Source organism: Pseudoalteromonas sp. Ps84H-4 (assembly GCF_024124645.1).
Lineage (GTDB): Bacteria > Pseudomonadota > Gammaproteobacteria > Enterobacterales > Alteromonadaceae > Pseudoalteromonas > Pseudoalteromonas lipolytica_C.
The window spans coordinates 1-20,123 of sequence record NZ_JAMXSK010000035.1; the positions used below are offsets into that span (position 1 = coordinate 1).

Below are 20,123 nucleotides of genomic sequence, written 5' to 3' on the forward strand. Positions count from 1 at the left end.
ACCACAGCGTAGCTCGTTTTTCTTATTAGATTATTTCTAACAAACTTGTTAACTAATTACCAGTGTTATTAAAATTTAGGAGTTCTCGCTTTTACCTCAGGATAAAAACGAGCGATTGGGTCGTTTTTCTGACTATGCAAGCAATATATTTTGACAAAATAGAAAAGCAATTGCGGACGTTCGAAGCCCGCTTTTTTGAGAAATTCGCCAAACACGTCTTGGGGCAGAAACAAGTTAGCTTTTTCATCTGTCCGCTTTTTAAAATCAGACAAAATAGTACCGCGCGATCTAAACTTTATGTTACATAACACCCTTATTGCTCAATTACTTGTACTATTTTCTTTTCTGCTTCCTTCATAGTTTAAACTAACGTCTTTCTCAAAAAGCATTATTTAACGCAGCGGCTGCTGTTTCGTATTTATAACATTAATCAGCTGTCACTTACCTCAATTAGTCTTTACACTCAAAACCTTTAGAGTCGACTTTGGCGATGTTGTCTTTATTACCACACTCTTTAATTGCCATTTCAGTGTGATTGCGCTCATTGTATTGTTTAGCAATGGCGCCAAGGCTTAGCAAAATTACTACAGCTATCACTATTTTTTTAAATTTAGACATAAACATTCCTTTGAAAACAGACTACTTAAAACACAACGATTTTGCTCTTTTGATGGGGCATAGAGGCTCACATTACCAGTTGCTTAAGACGTAAAAGGTAATAGAACAAAGAAAAATACTATTAGTCATTTTTATAAGCTTCCTTGTTGTTTTTAATATTCAATTAAAATACACAGAAGCTCGATTCCTTCGATTGTCTTTTACAAGATAAAGTGCTTCATCTTCATTTTTAATTATTTTTTCTAAGTATTTCAAGTTAAAAATGATTTTTGCATATCATGCTTTTAATGAGGCTAAGCAAAAATATCCACCGCAAACTAACTCAGAGCAAAGATTTATTTGGTACAATCAGCCTTTGATATGGCTAACAGATAGGTTTTCCTTAATGCATCCGCGAAATCGCCACTTAAATGGCTACGACTTTACTTTGCTATGCAAAGATACTCCTGCCCTAACACCTTATATAACGCAAACTCCAGCGGGCACTGATACCATTGATTTCACCAATGCATTAGCGGTTAAAACCCTCAACCAAGCGTTATTAAAAAGCCATTATAAAATCGATTTTTGGGATTTGCCCGACAACTACCTTTGCCCTCCTGTTCCTGGCAGAGTGGATTACATTCATCACTTGGCCGATTTATTAGCAAGCGATAACCAAGGTCATATTCCTACGGGTAAGCAAGTAAAAGTGCTTGATGTAGGCACGGGTGCAAATGTGATTTACCCGCTTACGGGTAATCACGAATATGGCTGGCACTTCACGGGCTCAGATATTGATGCTTTGTCTGTTAAAATTGCCAAACAAATCGTGCAATTCAACCGCCTTAAAATTAATGTTAAGCAGCAAAACAACGCCGATAAAATGTTTACGGGCGTGATATCGAATAAAGATGTCTTTCACCTAACTTTATGCAACCCACCGTTTCATGCCAGCGAGCAACAGGCCAAAGCAGGTACTGAGCGCAAATGGAATAACCTAAACAAAGCGCCACAAAAAGCGCTTAATTTTGGTGGCCGCCAAAACGAGCTTTGGTGTGAAGGCGGTGAGCGCGAGTTTATCAGCAAAATGTGCATTGAGAGCCAAGAGTTTGCAGAGCAATGTATTTGGTTTACATCGCTTGTTTCTAAGTCTGACACTTTACCGCATATAAAAAAGTTACTTAGCACACTTGATGTGAAAGACGTAAAAGTTATAAAAATGGCACAAGGCCAAAAAATAAGCCGCTTTATTGCTTGGAGCTATTTTGACCAAGCCGACCGCGAAGCCATTCTTAACGAACTAATATAAGGACAATAAAATGATCGACTTTCGTTCAGACACAGTTACAAAACCAACAGCAGCTATGCGCGCGGTCATGAATGACGCCCCAGTAGGCGACGACGTTTATGGTGACGACCCAAGCGTTAATCGGCTTGAACAATATGCTGTTGAGCGCCATGGCTTCGAAAGTGCTCTTTATTGTAGCTCTGGCACGCAAGCAAACTTACTAGCATTGATGGCACATTGTGAACGTGGCGACGAATACATTTGTGGTCAACAAGCACATAACTACAAATTTGAGGGTGGCGGTGCTGCTGTATTGGGGTCTATTCAACCACAACCAATTGAAAATAATGCCGATGGCAGCATAGATTTAAACAAAGTTGTGGCTGCAATTAAAGCTGATGACTTTCACTTTGCTAAAACCAAACTACTTAGCTTAGAAAACACCATTGGCGGCAAAGTTCTCCCGCTAAGTTATCTTAAACAAGCCAGAGAGTGTGTTGATAAACACAACCTTGCTCTGCACTTAGACGGTGCCCGCGTATATAACGCTGCGGTTAAGTTAGGTGTTGATATCACTGAAATCACCCAGTATTTTGATTCTGTATCTATTTGCTTATCAAAAGGACTCGGTGCGCCGGTTGGCTCACTATTATTAGGTAGCAAAGCATTGATAGATAAAGCGCGCCGCTGGCGAAAAGTACTTGGCGGTGGTATGCGCCAAGCGGGTATGCTTGCAGCTGCAGGCCAGTATGCACTTGAGCATCACGTAACAAGGCTTGCTGAGGATCACGATAACGCGGCGTATTTAGCTGAACAGTTAAACACGTTAGCTGGTTTTGATACGTCAACTTTTCAAATCGATACCAACATTGTTTACGCAAATGTTGCCGAACATATCGATTTAAAAGCAGTGGCACATGCGTTAAAAGAGCAAAACATGCTGTTTTCACCGGGTAAACCACTGCGATTAGTGACCCATTTAGGCGTCACTAAGCAAGATATTGATAGCTTTATCTCGGCATTAGCGGCCGAGATTTAACGCTTCTTTGTAATGTTTGCGGCACACCGATACATATCGGTCGTTGCCGCCAATTTCTACCTGATTACCGTCTGCAATCGCTTTGCCATGCTCATCAGTACGCAATACATGATTAGCTTTACGTCCGCAATGACACACCGTTTTTAACTCAATAAGTTTGTCAGCCCAGGCAAGTAAATATTGTGAGCCACTAAATAACTCACCCCTAAAGTCGTTACGTAAGCCATAACACAGCACCGGAATACCAAGCTCATCAACCACATCTGTTAATTGCATTACTTGCTCTTTTGATAAGAACTGGCACTCATCAACTAAAATACAATGGCGCTTTTGCTCTGCGTTTAATGATTTGATCAATTCAAATACATCGATATCAGCATCAAAAATATGGGCATCAGCTTGTAAACCAATTCGTGAAGACACCTTGCCAACACCTGCTCTATCATCAATAGCCGCAGTTAAAATAACTGGTTCCATACCACGCTCGCGGTAGTTAAATGCAGATTGTAAAAGTGTGGTGGATTTGCCTGCATTCATTGCAGAATAATAAAAGTACAGCTGTGCCATGATGTTGCCCAAATTTTAAAGTCGCAATATGCTACCCTAATCGCGCGGCAACATCATCTATTACCTTACTCTTATTACTTGAAACCTTGTCCCAGTAAAATTACTGTTTTATAACAAGCCTTCGTGTTTCAGTAACCACTCTTTTCTTTCAAGGCCACCCGCATAGCCTGTGAGTTTACCGTTTGCGCCAATAATCCGATGGCATGGCACAATAATACTAATGGGGTTTTTACCATTTGCAGCCCCCACTGCACGCACCGCTTTTGGGTTATTAATGGCAATTGCAATATCTTGGTAACTTCTGCTTTGTCCAAACTCAACATCAATCAGTGCACGCCATACTTGCTTTTGAAACTGGGTACCTTGGGTATCTAGCGGAACAGTAAAACGCGTACGCTCGCCGTTAAAGTATTCATTTAGCTCACTTATACATATTAAAATGGGTGTAAGGGTGTGCTCATCAACAGCCTCTGTTTGCATTGCAACCACCGGGTAAAAGCCAACGTAACTGATGCCTTTTGACGTACTTTGAATGGTAATATCGCCAATCGGGCTTGGCATAATAACTTGTTGCATACTCATAATTGTTGCCATAGTTGAAAAGTTAAATAAGAGCGAAATGGCGCACAGTGCTCGCTATTAAATTCGCTTATTCCAGCGAGGGCTTTTTTAACCCCTAAGTCGCCTGCCAATAAAATATCGGGGTGGCTTTGACCGCGTAGTTTGGCGTAATTAACTGTCCATGGGCCAATGCCTTTGAGCTCTAACCAATTATCAAGCTCTTGATTATCTGGGTTTTGCTGACAATAAGCACTTAAACGACGTAGCGCATCTTTGCGTGATTGTGGCATTTTAAAAAAATCGAGTTCAGAATTGGCAACCCATTCAGGGCTTGGAAAATAGTGGTTATTACTTTGCTGATTAAACTCATTTACAAGCTGTGTTACTAGGTTATGAGCCGCTGTAACACTTACCTGCTGGCCAAGTACCGCACGAATACCGGCTTCATACTCAGACCAAATTCCCGGCAAACGAAGCCCAACACAAAGCGGCATTGCGCCTTTTAGCTCTGCATTTAAATGCTGTTCAATAGTGTGCGTGTCGGCATCTAAATCAAGCACTCGGCGAATGTTATGGATCACTTGCTGTAAATAGCGGGTGTTATCGATATCAATAACCACTTTAAAATGATTTTTATGCTCAACAAAATGCGCTGTGAATTGCCCTTGGCAATATTTGTCTTTAAAAGTGCGACCATAGCTCGTTGCGCTTAGCCATTCTAAACCACTAATTAAGCGGCGCTGTAAAAAGTCATGGAGTGCTTGCCAGTTATAAGGCGGCCTAAATGCTAGTGTTAAAGTTAATGTTGATGCTGGTTTTTTATCTGACTTGCGTAACTTTGACGGGGCGATATTTAACTGCTTTAAAAAAGCATCATTAAAACGACGAATACTATTAAAGCCTGCCGCAAATGCGATATCAGCTACCGACAAATCAGTTTGTTGTAATAGCTGCTTGGCAAAATTGCATTGGTTAAATAATCGATATTGGGTGATCGACAGTCCAAAATGTTGGTTAAACAAACGGCGTAAATAGCGGCTCGACACCCCTAGCCTGTCTGCTAAAACCTCACAGTCGTAAGCCTCGCCTTTATCAATCAGTTGTTTTGCGCGTAATGCGGTTGTTTTAGTACCTAGCCAAGCTGGGCTATTCGGAGCACTGTCTGGGCGACAGCGAATGCAGGGTCGAAAACCATCTTGCGCAGCCAAGTGCGCATATTGATAATACTCAACGTTCTTTTCTTGTGCCGTTGGTGCAGGGCAAATTGGTCTGCAATAAATGCCAGTGCTTTTTACAGCAACAAAGAACACCCCATCAAAGCGTGGGTCGCGGCTTTGCCTTGCAGTTTGCCATTGTTGGCTAGTCATAATTATTCTCGTTACACGCTAATACCGTTAGCTTAACTGAATATTATTTTTTGACTAGCCAGTTTCGGACCTTAACTATTTTTTAATTGCGGCTAAATATCGGCGCTCAACTTCCGGCCAATTGATCACTTCGTAAAATGCCGCAATATATTCAGGACGACGATTTTGATACTTCAAGTAATATGCATGCTCCCACACATCAAGCCCTAAAATAGGCGTGTGATTTTGCATTAGTGGGCTATCTTGATTAAGGCTACTTTCAACAACCAACTGGTTATTATCATCAACACATAACCACGCCCAGCCACTGCCAAAGCGGCTTACCGCTGCATTAGTAAATTGCTCTTTAAACTCATCAAAGCTACCAAATGTATCAACAATGGCTGCATATAACTCTGCACTTGGCATACCGCCGCCATTAGGTGACATAACTTGCCAAAATAATGAGTGATTATGATGGCCACCCACATGCTCTTGCACTGCTTTTTGTAATGACTCAGGCATTGATGAAATAGTGCGGAGTAATGTTTCAGCATCTTGCTCTGAATAATGGCTGCCCTCTAGTGCAGCATTCGCTTTATTGATATAGGTTTGATGATGCAAGGTGTGATGAATTTCCATGGTTTTCGCATCAATGTGCGGTTCAAGTGCATCATAGTCATACGCTAAATCGGGTAATGTAAAAGGCATACTGATTCCTTATCGTTAATGTAATAACTGCGTTTTGCGGGGATGGTCAGCTAATAGCTGATTGATTCGGTTAATAAGTGCCGGAAATGCCGATGCCATGCTGGCAAACTTAACCAGTTCATAATAGGTTTTATGGTGATGGTGCAGCACCAAGGTGCGAACCTGTTGCTCTGGGTGATTCAAAAGCACGCTTAATCGTTGATGAGCATGGCAAAGCCAGGTGCAGGCTCTATCGGGTTTTTGCATTACTTTAAAGGTGTCGGCAAGATTCAAAGTGGCAACGACAAATGCTGCAATACAATGTTCTAACGAGCGAGTTACCGACTGGTTGATTGGGATATTAGAAAATTGCGCCAGAAGCGTTTCGGCGCAGCTGCTGGCAACCGTGTAATGATCACGCGCAGTAATAAGCTCGCCAGATTCAAATGCTAAGTTGCCTTGATAAATTGCACTTTGCCAAGGGGCAAGCGCATCATCAATGGCGTTTGCAGTTAAAGGTGTGTGGCGTGTTGTTTGAGTCATAAAAATCACCTGCACTTATACCAATCTTTGTATGTGTATTTAAACTACACACAGAAAAGGTTAAATGCAAATGATTTTTATTTATATTGGTATTTATTAGTTTTAAGCTATATCAAAATTACTTATTGATGCGCAAAGTCGATAAGCTCTTGGCCTGTTAGGCGGTAAATAATCCATTCGTTTTGTGGTTTAGCACCAATGCTGTCGTAAAAATCAATGGCTGGTTTATTCCAATCAAGTACCACCCACTCAAAACGACCACAATCTTTTTCGAGTGCTTGCTTAGCTAGATATTGCATAATTTGCTTACCAGCACCTTTACCACGACTATCAGCACTGACGTAAAGATCTTCTAAATACAAACCATTTTTGCCAAGCCATGTAGAGTAATTATAAAAATACACTGCAAAACCAATTGGCGTGTCGCCCTCTAAACAAATAACACTATGAGCCGTAGCACCTTCACTGAATAACGTTTTTAAAATAGCTTGCTCGTCTGTTTTAACTGCGTCGGGTTCTTTTTCGTAGATAGCAAGTTCGGTAATAAAATGTAGGATTGTTGCAGCATCACTCGCGACTGCCGGACGAATTGTAATTGCGTTACTCACTCTGTATTCCTTTTTTACATCATTATTTTAACGCCCAGTTTATAAGGGCTTTAGTATGGTGTAAACGCCCTTTACAGAAATACACGGCATTAAAAAAGGGGCTACTAAGAGTTAGCCCCATTTTGCTTTATTTACTCATCGACTTATAAAGTACCGGCAGTACAAACAAAGTTAAGAATGTTGCACTGACCAAGCCGCCAACAATAACCGTTGCAAGTGGCTTTTGTATTTCAGCCCCTATGCCTGTGCTTAGTAACATCGGGATAAGCCCAAGCATTGAAGTAAGCGCAGTCATTAGTACGGGTCTGAGCCGTGAAACAGCCCCTTCAAATACCGCTTTATCTTTGCTATCGCCGTGACCCACTCGGTGATTAATGCTTTCAACCATCACCACACCATTCAATACAGCAACACCAAACAGCGTAATAAACCCTACAGAACTAGGTACAGATAAGTATTGCCCAGAGACATACAATGCAATCACCCCACCAATTACAGCGAGAGGAACATTGACAAGAATAAGCACCACTTGCGATAAGTTACTAAAGGCAAAATAAAGCAATAACGCGATGAGTAATAAGGCCACTGGCACCACTATCATTAGCCGCTTTTGTGCCCGTTGTTGGTTTTCGAACTGGCCGCCAATCGCCACGCTGTAACCACTTGGTAACTGCACTTTATCAGCAATCGCAGTACGTATATCCGCAACCACAGAGCCCATATCACGCCCCTGTACATTCGCTTGAATGACTATGCGTCTTTGTACATCATCGCGACGAACTTGCGGAGCGCCAGACTCAATCTGTACATCGGCTACATCACCTACCCTAACAATGGCACCCGCGGGGGTTTGCAGTCGAAGATCAGCAATCACATTTGGGTTTTGGCGAAAGCTTTTTGCTATACGCACATAAATATCATAGCGCTCATTGGCATTAATAATTTGCCCTGCTGATTGCCCACCAATACCGTGCTGGACTACATCCATTAGATCAGCCACCGATAAACCAAAACGCGATAACGCCAAACGATTAGGTTTAACTATCAGCTGTGCTTCGCCGCCTATTTGCTCCATCGCGACATCTTTAGCGCCAGGTATTTGCTGAACTAGCTGCTCAATTTGTTGGCCTTTTTCACTTAAAACAGCCAAATCACTTCCGAACAACTTAATGGCCAATTGAGCCTTTACACCCGATAAAAGCTCATCTACTCGGGTTGCTATGGGTTGTGAAAAGTTAAACAAAAGCCCAGGGAATTGCTCAAGCTTGGCTTCCATTAACTGTTGTAATTCGACCCGCGTTTTCGCGTTAACCCATTGATCATGTGGCTTTAAACCTAAATAGATTTCTATGTTGTTAACCGGTTCAGGATCGCCCCCTACTTCTGCCCGACCGATTCGGCTCAGCGCATATTCCACCTCGTTAAATTCAAGCAACATGGCTTCAAGCTTTGGAGCCACTGAGATTGCTGTTTCGAGACTTGCAGATGGAGCAAGTGTCACACGTAGATTAATCGTGCCTTCTTCAAGTTCTGGCACAAATTCAGTACCCAGCTTTGGTAGCATAACAGCCGCTACAATTAGTAATAAACCTGCAATAGCTAAAACGCTGCGTTTAGCCTGCAATGCTTTTTGTAAAGCCCGTTGATAAAGCATATCGATAGGTTTTAGTAAGATACTTTGCTTTACTGTCACGCCCTTAGCAAATAAATAAACACACAGTGCTGGCACCACAACTAAGGCAACAATTACAGCGCTAATAATCGCAAGCATAATACTCACAGCCATTGGCTGAAATAACTTAGCCTCAACGCCTTCAAAGCTAAACAGCGGTAAAAATACCGTTAGTATGATCAAAGAGGCAAAAAAGATAGGCCGTGCGACTTCTTTCGCAGCAATTGCAACCAGCTCGGCGGGTGGCTTATGTTGATTGTGCTTCATCCCTAAGTGCCTAAATACATTCTCAACCATCACAACCGAGCCATCTACCAGCATGCCGATGGCAACAGCTATACCCCCTAATGACATTAAGTTAGCCGATAAGCCAAGCCATGCCATTACACTCAGTGCTAAACCAATCGAAATAGGGATCGACAATAACACCAAAAATGTTGCTCTTAAATCCAACAAAAATAGCGCTAATACTATGATAATAAATACAAAAGCTAAAAGCAGTGCATCAATAACTGTTTGTACCGCTTGGCTTATAAGCTCTGCTTGGTCGTAAATTGCTTTAAATTCAACCCCATTTGGCAGTGCTTGATTTATCATCTCGACACGCGCGTTAATGCCATCAATCGTTTGCTTGGTATTAGCGCCCATTCTTTTCAGCACGATACCTGTGACCACTTCACCCCGATTCACTATTTCGCCTTGATCATTGCGTTTAGATAAGGTGACTGCGCCTTGGCGAATTTCACTGCCAAGCTCAACATTCGCAACATCAGCCACTTTAACGACCGTACCATCAATGGTTTTGATAGGCGTTTGCGCAATTTCAGTAAGCCCTTTTTCGCCTGGGGTAAACCAACCTGTACCACGAATAACCAGCTGCTCTTGGCCTCGGTTCATATACCAGCCACCCACATTGCTATTGTTAGCATCTAGTGCGTCACTAACATCTTGCTGTGTTAAGTCATAGGCTAGGAGTTTATTGGGGTTTAAGTTTACTTGATACTGCTTGACCTCACCGCCAAATGACAAAATATCGGTCACACCATCAATAGGTAATATAAGTAATTTAACCACCCAATCATTTAAGCTACGTAGTGCCATGCTATCTATGTTTGCATCTGGCTTTGCTTCAAGTAAATACTGATAAACTTGTCCAAGCCCTGATGTGTTAGGGCCCATTGTTGGCATACCTACACCGTCTGGGATCAACTCTTTAGCAGACTGCAAACGTTCAAAAACCAGCTGCCTAGCAAAGTAAATATCAACACCTTCTTTGAACACAACAGTGACGCCCGATAATCCCGTTTTAGAAATAGAACGAACTTGCTCTACATCGGGTAGTGCATACATAACCGCTTCTATCGGGTATGTGATCAGCTGCTCAACTTCTTCAGCCGCCAGCCCCGGCGCTTCGGTATTAACTGCAACTTGCACATTCGTCACGTCAGGAAAGGCATCTAAATTGAGTTTTGGGATCATAAATAAACTCACAGCAATCGCCGCAAGCAAGGCCAATAGCACCAGTAAACGATTTTTTATCACCGCTTCAATTAATAAATTAAACATGCGTCACCTCTAGTGGTTATGCGGATCAAATCCGCCTTTAGCTAGCTGTGATGCAATAAAAAATGCACCTTGGGTGACAACCTCAAGTCCGGCTTCAATACCAAATACTTCGCGATAATCACCAAAACTTCTGCCAAGGGTTACTTCTTGTGCGACAAAACCACCATCGTCATCAACAACAAATAATTGCCAGTCACCATCTGCGCTGCGAGTTAAAGCATTTTCTGGTACAGCAAGTACCGCTTGCTCTGTTTCAAAATGAAAATACACATCGGCAAACATGCCCGGATGCAAACTATGCTGAGTGTTTTTTACTTCGAGCCTAACGGTTCGTGAGCGTGTTTGTTCATCAATGGTATGTGCTTCTTGAATGACTGTTGCTTGATAGCGATTACCGTTTACTTCTAACAGCGCCGTAGAGCCATTATTAATAATACGGTCTTGGTTCGATGAAAGCTGAGCTGCAACCCAAAGCGCTGATTCATCAGCAATCAGCATCAACTCAATCCCCGAATCAACTCGCTGGCCTTGGGCGAAGTTATCGGTTAAAACAGCACCGGATGTTTGTGCAAATAAGGTATATTCGCCGAGTTTTTCTGGGCTTATAGTCAGTGTTTGAGTTATGGCTTGTTTTGATAAACCAAAGGCAACTAAGCGGCTATAAGCTACTTCATACTCGGCTTTGGCAGTCAAGATTTGCTTTTTGCTCACCGTGCCTGGTGTCATTTTAGTTAGCCGTTTTAACTCTGCTTCGGCCAATCTAAATTCAGTTTGCTGGCTGGCAACTTCGCCACTAAATAAGGTGACTAAAGAGTCACCTTTATTGACATGTTGCCCTAACAAGGCATGGCGCTTTACAACGATTGAATCAACGCGCGGTGACACCACATAACTGGCATAACCATTGGCTTTAATTTCGCCCGGTGCATATAAGGTTTGATTGTGTTTTTTCAGTACAAGGCGCTCAACCTTGATATTAGCTAGTTGCTGTTGCTGCTCAGTTAAATTGACTTCATTAGCATGCTTAGCTTGTTCATTTTCTTGATGTTCATGTGCTTCTTTCGCAAAATTATTTGTCACATACATAAAGCATACGCACAGTAATGCGTAACGCATAAAATTTCTTAAAAACATATATCGTCTCTTACTTAAAATGGGCTAAGCCCAAATAAAATCTAAAAAGGGTTTTGGATTAAGTAAGAGCTAAAATAGGTGGGCGATGTAACGGTGCTAAATCTGCTGATGTGAAGTTTAAATCGAGAAATTCAATTTTAGTAAAATAGGTATCAGCAGGCTCGGTCAATTGCAGCGAATCGACAAACACAGGGCTGTGACAAACATGACAATGGCCTTTTTCGGCTGAATCAGACAACTGTTTGCTAAGTTCGGTGTGCTCTAATTGGTGTAGCTGATGATCGCCATTGATAGCGCAATGGGCTTCAAGATCAATTTCTTCAGATAGTAGTACCGAGGTGTGATTAAACGCAGCATTATGATCGGCCACATCAAAGCTATCCAGCGTGGGCTGGAGCAATAATACGCTAATCAAAATAAAAAATGCAGCTTTCACATTGAGCCTAAAAATTAGAACTAAAAAATGGTACAACAGTGTTAAATTAACAAATCCATCAGCATTTGAACAGAAAATTATAATCTGTACACGAACAAATCATTATAAACTTTTCAATATCACAGCACGCATGGTATAAAAATAAAGCAAATCAATAACTAGGTATTTTTATGGGACACGGACACCACCATCATCACGATACAAATAACCAAAGCACCCGCCAACTCATGCTGGCAGTGGTAATTAATGTGTTATTAACCGTCGCTCAGGTGATTGGCGGCCTCGTTTCTGGCAGCTTATCTTTAATTGCTGATGCGCTGCACAATTTAAGTGATGCCTCATCGTTATTCATTGCCATAATTGCCCGAAAAATAGGTGCCAAACCTGCCAATGATCGTTATCAATACGGTTATAAACGCGCTGAAATTTTAGCAACCTTATTTAACAGTTTAAGTTTAATCGTGATTGGTGGTTACCTAATTGTTGAAGCCATATCCAACTATTTAAACCCTGAGCCCATTGATGGTTGGATCATCATTTGGGTTGCAGGTTTTGCACTGGTTGTTGACCTATTCACCGCGCTTTTAACTTACAAAGCAGGTGCGAAAGACAGCATGAATATTCGTGCTGCGTTTATACATAATGTGTCTGATGCATTAGCGTCTGTGGTGGTGATCATTGCGGGTACCTTAATTATTCTTTATCAATGGTATGTTGTTGATTTAATTGCCACCATGCTGATTTCGGTGTACGTCATTTACCATGGTATTTTGCTGCTAATAGCGAGCAGTAAAATTTTAATGCAGGCAGCCCCCGATAGTTTTGCGCTACCAGAAGCTATCACTGAACTTAAAGCCCAATTTGCAATCACTGATATTGATTACCTTAAAACATGGCAGATAGATGACCATCACATTCATTGTGAGCTTAAGTTTAGTGCCAAGCAAAGCATTCAAAACGATGAAATACGTCACTTTTTACATGAAAACTTTGCTATTGAAAGCTGCACCATTGAACAAGTTTTAGTGTAAATGTTTCGCGTTATCATTTACAATTCAGTTTTGTTTTAACAGCAAACTGAAGGAACAAACCTTGTTGAAGTTGTGGTTACGTCGTACGCATTTATTACTTGCCTTAGTAAGCGGTTTATTTTTAATTTGTTTAAGCTTGACCGGCGCGTTGCTTATTTACGCAAAAGACATTCAATACCTTACTCAAAGCGATAAATGGACAGTAACGCCAGCACCTTCAGCACTAGATTTCGATGACCTCATCCAACACGTTTCAGCTACAACAAAACAACCCGTTACCCTGTTAATGCCAGAGCAGCGTAGTGATCTAGCTTGGCAATTACAGTTGGCAAACAACCGCTATGTCAGTGTTAATCCATACAACGGTCAAGTGTTACATGAGTACGATTACTACAGTACAATTTATGGCTTTACCATGGCTTTGCACCGCTGGCTGCTTTATGAAGATGGCGATAAAAACCGCCCTTTAAGAAACTGGGTATCGGTGTGTGCGCTGATTCTTATTATTGAAATTCTGCTTGGCTTTTATATTTGGGTGAAGCCAAAAAATCGTATTAAGCGCTTGGCTATTAAGCGTAAAGCAAAGTTTAGAGTGCTGATGTATCAACTACATACCGTTCTAGGTGTGTATTTTTTAATTCCACTCATTTTAATTGCCTACACAGGTATGGCATTTAACTGGAAAGAACAAACCAAAGCCGTATTAGAATTTGTGATGCAAGGCACAGTTGAAGATAGACCTAAACCACCAGCAGTTATTTCCCCTTCAGCTGATACGCCTTTTCAAGTGCAAAAAGCGTTTGATAACGCACAAACTGTATTTCCTGAGGGTAAGTTATTTAGAATTTATTTACCGAAAAAACCAACTGATAACATAGGTTTTAGAATAGAGAACCCGGGTGAAAGCCATGCCTATAGTTGGGTATGGGCAAACCCATATTCAGCAGATATTGTTGCAAGTTATGACGCCAGCCAAAGCTCATGGACCACGCAAACATGGAACTTTAAATATAAGTTTCATATTGGTGATTTTGCAGGGCCTATTGTGCAATTACTATGGTTACTATTTGCTTTATCACCGTTATTTTTCACGATTTCGGGTGTTTACTTTTGGTACAAACGGCATTACAAATAAACAACCATTACTGAAAATGACATTCGCCATGAATAGTGAGCTCAAACATGCCTTTAACAACGAAATGATATTGGCTAAAACTAGTTATGCAAAGACGGATTACACAAGCGCTTTTTATCACTTAGAGCGGGCTCATATTCTTGGCCAAAGCTATATTATTCAGCATACTTACTCGCATTGGTGGATGTGTAAAATTGGTTTTAAAACCCATAATGCCAAGGAAATAATTGGTCAGTTTGCTCGCATGGCTGCGTCAATTGTGTTTTCGCGTATTTGGGTCCCACTCGGTAACACTGGCGGCACCAATGTTAGCCCTTTCAAACCAATGCCTATTCCTGATGACCTAAAACGTTACTTAAACTAGCATCAACTAGAACCGCACTTACTTGTACCCTTCTTATCGCGAGTAACTAAAAAGCCATAATTATTATTGCAAATAATTATCATTAGCCTTGCCTTTACACTTCTTTACATTTAGACTTCCGCACAATCACATAATAATTAATACTGATTTAACAAGGATAAACATGTTAAAAACTTCACTTACTCTGATTGCACTCGCACTAAGTAGCCAATCGTTTGCTGATGATGCCATTAATAAAAAACTCACCGCAGAAGAAATGGAACACGTTGTTGTATCAGGCAGCCGTGTATTTGAAAGCATTGATGAAGTACCCGCTTCAGTCACGATTATTAGCCAAAAGCAAATTGAAGAGCATTTAAAAGTTAATCCAGAACTACAAAGCTTATTGGCGCAAATGGTACCTGGCCTTGCACCAGATACGGGTAGTTCGAGTAATACAGGTCAGAGTTTACGTGGCCGTGCACCACTTGTGATGATTGATGGTGTGCCACAATCTACACCACTGAGAAACGGCTCTTTAGGGGTTAAAACACTCGACCCAAGTGCCATTGCTCGTATCGAAGTGATCAAAGGTGCAACTTCAGTTTATGGTAATGGTGCATCGGGCGGTATTATTAACTACATCACAAAACAAGCAACAAGTGATGGTAAGCCAGAGGGTGAAATCAGCCTTTCGTCACGTTTTAGTGCAGTAAAACTAGAAGAAAGCGCTGGTGCGCGAGTCTCTGCGGCGATCAATGGTCGAGCAGATAAACTCAGTTATCTATTTACCGCAAGTTACGAAGAAAATGGCGTTCAACGCGACGCAGAAGGTGATATTCTTGGCTTGCAATATGGTTTATCTGACGCAGTAACAGAAAACTACTTCACCAAACTGGGTTATGATTTTGATGATGAGAAGCAGCTACAATTTAGCTATAACTACTTTAGCTCTCAGCAAAAAACCGATTTAGGTGATGTTGTAGGGGATCTTAATGATGGCGAAAAAACCTATGCCATTCATGTACCTAAAGAGCTGCAAAAGCAAGGTAAACCACAAGGCCCAGATGGTAACGAAAACATTACCTTAAAATACACAGACTACGCCCTGTTTAGTAATACTCAAATGACCCTCGACCTTTACATGCAAGATATCGAGAATGTATTTTTCTTTTCTACAAGCTTAGCTAACCCAGACGAAGGCTACGAAGGCGGCCAATCAATTATTCGCTCTGAAAAGAAAGGTGCGCGCGCTACCTTCAATACCCTTGTTGATTTTGACAATGTTGAAGCCACTTTCATTTATGGCCTAGATGCACTTAATGATGTGACGTCTCAGCCGCTAGTAGATGGCCGTGTTTGGGTACCAGAAATGGATATGGAAAGCCTTGCTGGTTTTTTACAAACTAAGTGGGTAATCGATAATGATTTAGTTATTAAAGCGGGTGTACGCCAAGAAAGCATAGATCTTGCTGTAGAGGACTATGAAACCTTAAAACTGTGCCGCTCAGCAACACAATGCTCAGTACCACTTAGCGTAAAAGGTGACACCATTGATTACGATGCAACCACTTACAATGTAGGTGTTAAATACAATTTACTTGAGGCCTTCAGCCCGTTTGCCAATTACTCGCAAGGGTCTGATATTTCAGATATTGGCCGCTTATTACGCTCTGCAACAGTAAACGATATTGGTCTAATTCAAACAGAAGCATCAATCATCGATAACTATGAAGTTGGTTTTACCTCACAGTTTGATGACTTGCGTTTTGAATTTGCAGCTTACCGCAGCACATCAGAATTTGGCACCACGAATAGCTTTAATGAAGCAACGGGTGTTTATGAGCCAGTACGTGCGCCGCAAGAGATTTGGGGTTACGAAACACTGGTTGATTATAAAATTAACCCAACCCTAAAACTGGTTGCAACTTACAGCTATGTTGAAGGTAAAAACACCGAAGACGATATTTACTTAGGTTCTCGCCAAATCAGCCCACCAAAAGGTACAGCTAACTTAAACTGGCAGCCTAATGATGAATTATCACTTACGGTGAGTTATTTATATGTGGGCTCACGCAAACGCTTTGAACCAAATGCAGACGGTGACTATGTTGGCGATCAAGGCCCTATTAGCAGTTACAATCTATTCAACCTAAGCGGCCGTTATAACTTTAGTAAAAACTGGCAAGCGTTTATGGGTGTTGAAAACCTATTTAACAATGATTACTACCCTGCCCGCGCCCAGTCATACACCTACGGTGGCTATAACATTAAAGGTTTAGGTACCACAGTAACACTTGGTGCAACTTATCGCTTCTAAATTAATTTTTATTAGAACAACAAGCCCTTCTTAGTAAGGGCTTTTTTCATTTAAGAATAAAAACGATAAATTGTTCATTTATCAACCATTAACGCAAACTTAAACGAGAATCACACTCAATAGTAAACAACTGATTTAAAAAGGAAAAAGTTTGCAATCTTGTTTTTATATACTACAATTACCGCAACTTGGAATTCGAGGACAGCATTATGAAAGGTAACCAAAAAGTCATCGATAGTTTTAACAAACTACTCGCAAACGAATTAGCCGCTATAGATCAATACTTTATTCATTCTCGTATGTATGACGATTGGGGCCTAAATAAGCTGTATGAGCGTCTTAACCACGAAATGGAAGAAGAAAAAGACCATGCTGATTGGTTAATTAAACGTATTCTATTCTTAGAAGGCGTACCAAACATGACTAAACGTCGTGATTTATTAATTGGTTCAGACGTTAAAAGCATGATGCAAAACGATTTAACACTTGAATTAGAAGTTGTTGATTGTGTTAAAGAAGCAATTGCAATCTGTGAACAAGAAAAAGACTATCAATCACGCGAAGTGCTTGAAAAGCTATTATTTGATACAGAAGAAGATCATGTGTACTGGTTAGAACAACAGCTTGGTCTAATCGACAAAATTGGTAGCCAAAACTACCACCAATCTCAAATGGGCGAATAGAGGCTAATTGTATGAAAGGCGATAAAAGCGTCATTGCTGCACTTAATAAAGTATTAGCGAATGAATTAGTGGGTATCAACCAATACTTTTTACACGCTCGTATGTTTAAAGATTTTGGCTTTTCAAAATTAGACAAAGCTGATTACAAAGTATCTATTCAAAAAATGAAAAACGCCGACCGTTTAATTGAGCGTATTTTGTTTTTAGAAGGTTTACCAAATTTACAAGATTTAGGTCGACTACGTATTGGTGAAAACTCTGAAGAAATGATCGAAGCTAACATGAGCTTTGAACTTGATTCATTACCTGATCTTAAAGAAGCAATTAAACTTGCTGAAGAGAAAAAAGATTACATCAGCCGTGAAGCGCTCGATAACATCTTAAATGAGCAAGAAGAACAGATTGATTGGCTTGAAACACAGCAGCAGTTAATCAAAACCGCAGGGCTTGAAAATTACCTGCAATCTCAAATGTAATTTGCTAAAACTTCAAAAAGCAGCCTAGGCTGCTTTTTTATAGCTAGTTTTTGCTATTAATCGTCTTCACGATCAATGATTGACACTTTATTACTTAAAATTAAAGAGTTAGGGATTAAATGCACAGCTCCTTCGCCTTTAATTGTGATATAGCGCAAATTAAGATCAATCACAGTGCCCTTTGAATTACTCACTTCTATGTAATTACCAAGCTTAATAGGTTTATAAAGCACAATCATGACACCAGCAACTAGGTTTGAAATTGCATCTTTCAACGCAAAACCCAGTGCAAAGCCCGTTAAGCCTAAGCCTGCGACCAACGCCGCAACATCAAAACCGAGTTTCGATAACGCAAGCACAATAGCAATGAATAATAAAATAGCGCGCTGCGAGTTAGAAATAAGCCGAAAAGTTTCAAGTGCAGTTGAATCAAACCGACGTTGAAACTGTTTAATTGCCCGGTCAATTATGAGGCTTGCTATATAAAAGGCAGCAAGCACTAAAAATGCTTGAATGAGTTGGCTAGTCATAAGGTTTTCAATTAAAAAATAAAGCCCATCATAGGCTTAAATTTGCATGAGGAAAACATTTATTGTTTTTCAAACACACATGAAACGTCAGGTTTATCCAATGTATAAGTGATATTGCCATTATCTTTAAAACGCAGATCTTCAGTTGTTGAGCCATTATCGTCTTCATTATCACAGCGAAAGTAGCGCTTGGTTCTAACAATACCATTTACAAAGTACTTTAGCTTCGAGCTAACAACACAAAAGTTTGGGATTTTTTTTACCTGCGTACCGTTATGCAAATCACTAAAGTCAATTAGCGTGCCTAGACTAAAACCTTGTGTGGGTGTTTTGATTAATGAGAACGATGCATTTTGGCACACTGCGTCACTGCCCTCTTTGGCTGCATACTCCCCTTGTTTATCTTTAATTAGAGACAAAAATTGGGTTTTATTACTCGGCTTAACATCTAGCAATGCACTTGCTAACGCTGAGTTTGAGAACAAAAAAGCAACTATCCAAAAGTAAGATCTCATTTAAATTCCATAAACTATAAACACTTAATTAGCATAGCATGCCATTTAAGCTTGGTGAATCTAAGAACCATATTGTTAATACGACTAAAATATGAATTTGGTTTTATTTAGTCATTTCTAGATAAGCAATTACTTTATTTATGTGCTATATCTTTGAATGATCATAATTTTGGAGGGAATCAAATGAAAATAATTAAACTATTAGCTTTAACTACTTTACTAACATTAGCCAGTACACATAGTTTTGCTGGTGATGACGAGTGGAAAACTATCGCTGAGAAAAAAGTTAGTTACAAGAGCGAAACTGATACCGTAAACCCTATTACCAGCAGCCGTTATAGTCACATTAAGGTTAAATGCACACATGGCACAGTGAACCTTAAAAGTATTAAAGTCATCATGAATAATGGTGAAGAAAAGGTATTTGAAAACCTGGGTGTTCTAACCAAAGGAATGTCATCACGTAGCTTAAGTTTACCAGACAAAAACGACGCTAAACTCGATAAAATAAAACTTGAATATGAATCGGTAGGCAGCACAGCACTTAGTATGGCTGGTGTGACCGAAAAAGCCGAGGTTGAAATCCTCGCGAAAAAAGCAAAGAAAGATGATTAAAGTTGTGAATCAATGATGTTTGAGGCCAAATACTTTCTCAAGTAGCGGCTCTTTATGTCGCTACTTTTTTAAGAGCAGACGCGCGAAACAAGTTTCACACCTACGATGGTGCCCTTGTAGGTCTTCATTTATGGCGACAAAAAACATGAAGATTTCACGTAGGAATGTCTTCAGCCGTGAACCTTAGATGTTCGGCGTTAAAACGCCCTTGTAAACTTGTAACTCGCTAACTTTACCCTTTAATCGCGCTAAAGCACGACCTACATAATATCGCGCGAAACAAGTTTCACGTCTTCGAGTGCCCTTGTAGGTCGCCATTTATGGCGACAAAAACCGTGGAGATTTTCACGTAGGAACGGCTTCAGCCGTGAACCTTAGATGTTCGGCGTTAAAACGCCCTTGTAAACTTGTAACTCGCTAACTTT

General features: G+C 40.6%; 22 protein-coding genes. 9 read left to right on the forward strand and 13 right to left on the reverse strand.

Annotated features, from left to right (window positions below):
• Positions 1-68 precede the first annotated feature (68 nt).
• A complete protein-coding gene (locus NH454_RS20360) occupies positions 69-272 on the reverse strand; it encodes a hypothetical protein (protein WP_135926504.1) in 204 nt (67 codons plus the stop codon).
• A 178-nt stretch (positions 273-450) separates the two neighbouring features.
• Complete coding sequence (locus tag NH454_RS20365) at positions 451-618, reverse strand: hypothetical protein (RefSeq protein ID WP_253040097.1); 168 nt, start codon at positions 616-618, stop codon at positions 451-453.
• Between the two features lie 385 nt (positions 619-1,003).
• On the opposite strand from NH454_RS20365, the gene rlmF reads away from it, so the two are divergent.
• Together rlmF and ltaE are read left to right on the forward strand one after the other, a co-directional pair.
• Positions 1,004-1,909, forward strand: a complete 906-nt coding sequence (gene rlmF / locus NH454_RS20370) for a 23S rRNA (adenine(1618)-N(6))-methyltransferase RlmF (RefSeq protein ID WP_253040099.1) — start codon at positions 1,004-1,006, stop codon at positions 1,907-1,909.
• Positions 1,910-1,919: 10 nt separating this feature from the next.
• Positions 1,920-2,927, forward strand: a complete 1,008-nt coding sequence (gene ltaE / locus NH454_RS20375) for a low-specificity L-threonine aldolase (protein ID WP_253040101.1) — start codon at positions 1,920-1,922, stop codon at positions 2,925-2,927.
• On the opposite strand, the gene NH454_RS20380 is transcribed toward ltaE, so the two are convergent.
• The 9 genes from NH454_RS20380 to NH454_RS20420 form a co-directional block, all read right to left on the reverse strand.
• Positions 2,910-3,494: a thymidine kinase gene (locus tag NH454_RS20380; protein WP_135926501.1), complete on the reverse strand. Its 585-nt coding sequence runs from the start codon at positions 3,492-3,494 to the stop codon at positions 2,910-2,912. The two genes, ltaE and NH454_RS20380, sit on opposite strands and share 18 nt — an antisense overlap.
• 108 nt (positions 3,495-3,602) lie before the next feature.
• Entirely contained in the window at positions 3,603-4,070 is a 468-nt protein-coding gene (locus tag NH454_RS20385) for a methylated-DNA--[protein]-cysteine S-methyltransferase (protein WP_253040120.1), read from the reverse strand.
• Positions 4,071-4,072: 2 nt separating this feature from the next.
• Complete coding sequence (locus tag NH454_RS20390; protein WP_253040102.1) at positions 4,073-5,422, reverse strand: AlkA N-terminal domain-containing protein; 1,350 nt, start codon at positions 5,420-5,422, stop codon at positions 4,073-4,075.
• Between the two features lie 75 nt (positions 5,423-5,497).
• A complete protein-coding gene (locus NH454_RS20395; RefSeq protein WP_253040103.1) occupies positions 5,498-6,112 on the reverse strand; it encodes a superoxide dismutase in 615 nt (204 codons plus the stop codon).
• Positions 6,113-6,127: 15 nt separating this feature from the next.
• Entirely contained in the window at positions 6,128-6,634 is a 507-nt protein-coding gene (locus tag NH454_RS20400; protein WP_253040104.1) for a hypothetical protein, read from the reverse strand.
• Positions 6,635-6,756: 122 nt separating this feature from the next.
• Entirely contained in the window at positions 6,757-7,242 is a 486-nt protein-coding gene (locus NH454_RS20405) for a GNAT family N-acetyltransferase (protein ID WP_054552102.1), read from the reverse strand.
• Between the two features lie 127 nt (positions 7,243-7,369).
• The gene (locus tag NH454_RS20410) at positions 7,370-10,480 is read right to left on the reverse strand and encodes a CusA/CzcA family heavy metal efflux RND transporter (RefSeq protein WP_253040105.1); all 3,111 of its coding nucleotides are present in this window, start codon (positions 10,478-10,480) and stop codon (positions 7,370-7,372) included.
• Between the two features lie 9 nt (positions 10,481-10,489).
• The gene (locus NH454_RS20415) at positions 10,490-11,614 is read right to left on the reverse strand and encodes an efflux RND transporter periplasmic adaptor subunit (protein WP_253040106.1); all 1,125 of its coding nucleotides are present in this window, start codon (positions 11,612-11,614) and stop codon (positions 10,490-10,492) included.
• Positions 11,615-11,672: 58 nt separating this feature from the next.
• Complete coding sequence (locus NH454_RS20420) at positions 11,673-12,050, reverse strand: hypothetical protein (RefSeq protein WP_253040107.1); 378 nt, start codon at positions 12,048-12,050, stop codon at positions 11,673-11,675.
• Positions 12,051-12,220: 170 nt separating this feature from the next.
• Between NH454_RS20420 and NH454_RS20425 the strand changes: the two genes are divergently transcribed.
• The 6 genes from NH454_RS20425 to bfr (NH454_RS20450) all read left to right on the forward strand — a co-directional run bounded on the left by NH454_RS20425 (position 12,221) and on the right by bfr (NH454_RS20450) (position 18,038).
• A complete protein-coding gene (locus NH454_RS20425) occupies positions 12,221-13,081 on the forward strand; it encodes a cation diffusion facilitator family transporter (protein ID WP_062567993.1) in 861 nt (286 codons plus the stop codon).
• Between the two features lie 64 nt (positions 13,082-13,145).
• Positions 13,146-14,216 carry a PepSY-associated TM helix domain-containing protein gene (locus NH454_RS20430; protein WP_138557670.1) on the forward strand — a complete coding sequence of 357 codons (1,071 nt, stop codon included), beginning with the start codon at positions 13,146-13,148 and terminating at the stop codon, positions 14,214-14,216.
• Positions 14,217-14,244: 28 nt separating this feature from the next.
• Positions 14,245-14,580, forward strand: a complete 336-nt coding sequence (locus NH454_RS20435; RefSeq protein WP_253040108.1) for a DUF3703 domain-containing protein — start codon at positions 14,245-14,247, stop codon at positions 14,578-14,580.
• Positions 14,581-14,743: 163 nt separating this feature from the next.
• Complete coding sequence (locus NH454_RS20440; protein ID WP_253040109.1) at positions 14,744-16,879, forward strand: TonB-dependent receptor; 2,136 nt, start codon at positions 14,744-14,746, stop codon at positions 16,877-16,879.
• Between the two features lie 209 nt (positions 16,880-17,088).
• A complete protein-coding gene (gene bfr / locus NH454_RS20445) occupies positions 17,089-17,562 on the forward strand; it encodes a bacterioferritin (protein WP_054552096.1) in 474 nt (157 codons plus the stop codon).
• Between the two features lie 11 nt (positions 17,563-17,573).
• Positions 17,574-18,038 (forward strand): bacterioferritin, encoded by a 465-nt coding sequence (gene bfr / locus NH454_RS20450; RefSeq protein WP_062567995.1) that lies wholly within the window; start codon positions 17,574-17,576, stop codon positions 18,036-18,038.
• 56 nt (positions 18,039-18,094) lie between these two features.
• On the opposite strand, the gene NH454_RS20455 is transcribed toward bfr (NH454_RS20450), so the two are convergent.
• A complete protein-coding gene (locus NH454_RS20455) occupies positions 18,095-18,568 on the reverse strand; it encodes a mechanosensitive ion channel domain-containing protein (RefSeq protein ID WP_199526952.1) in 474 nt (157 codons plus the stop codon).
• A 59-nt stretch (positions 18,569-18,627) separates the two neighbouring features.
• A complete protein-coding gene (locus tag NH454_RS20460) occupies positions 18,628-19,083 on the reverse strand; it encodes a hypothetical protein (RefSeq protein WP_138557665.1) in 456 nt (151 codons plus the stop codon).
• A gap of 183 nt (positions 19,084-19,266) precedes the next feature.
• On the opposite strand from NH454_RS20460, the gene NH454_RS20465 reads away from it, so the two are divergent.
• The gene (locus NH454_RS20465; RefSeq protein ID WP_062567998.1) at positions 19,267-19,698 is read left to right on the forward strand and encodes a hypothetical protein; all 432 of its coding nucleotides are present in this window, start codon (positions 19,267-19,269) and stop codon (positions 19,696-19,698) included.
• Positions 19,699-20,123 lie beyond the last annotated feature (425 nt).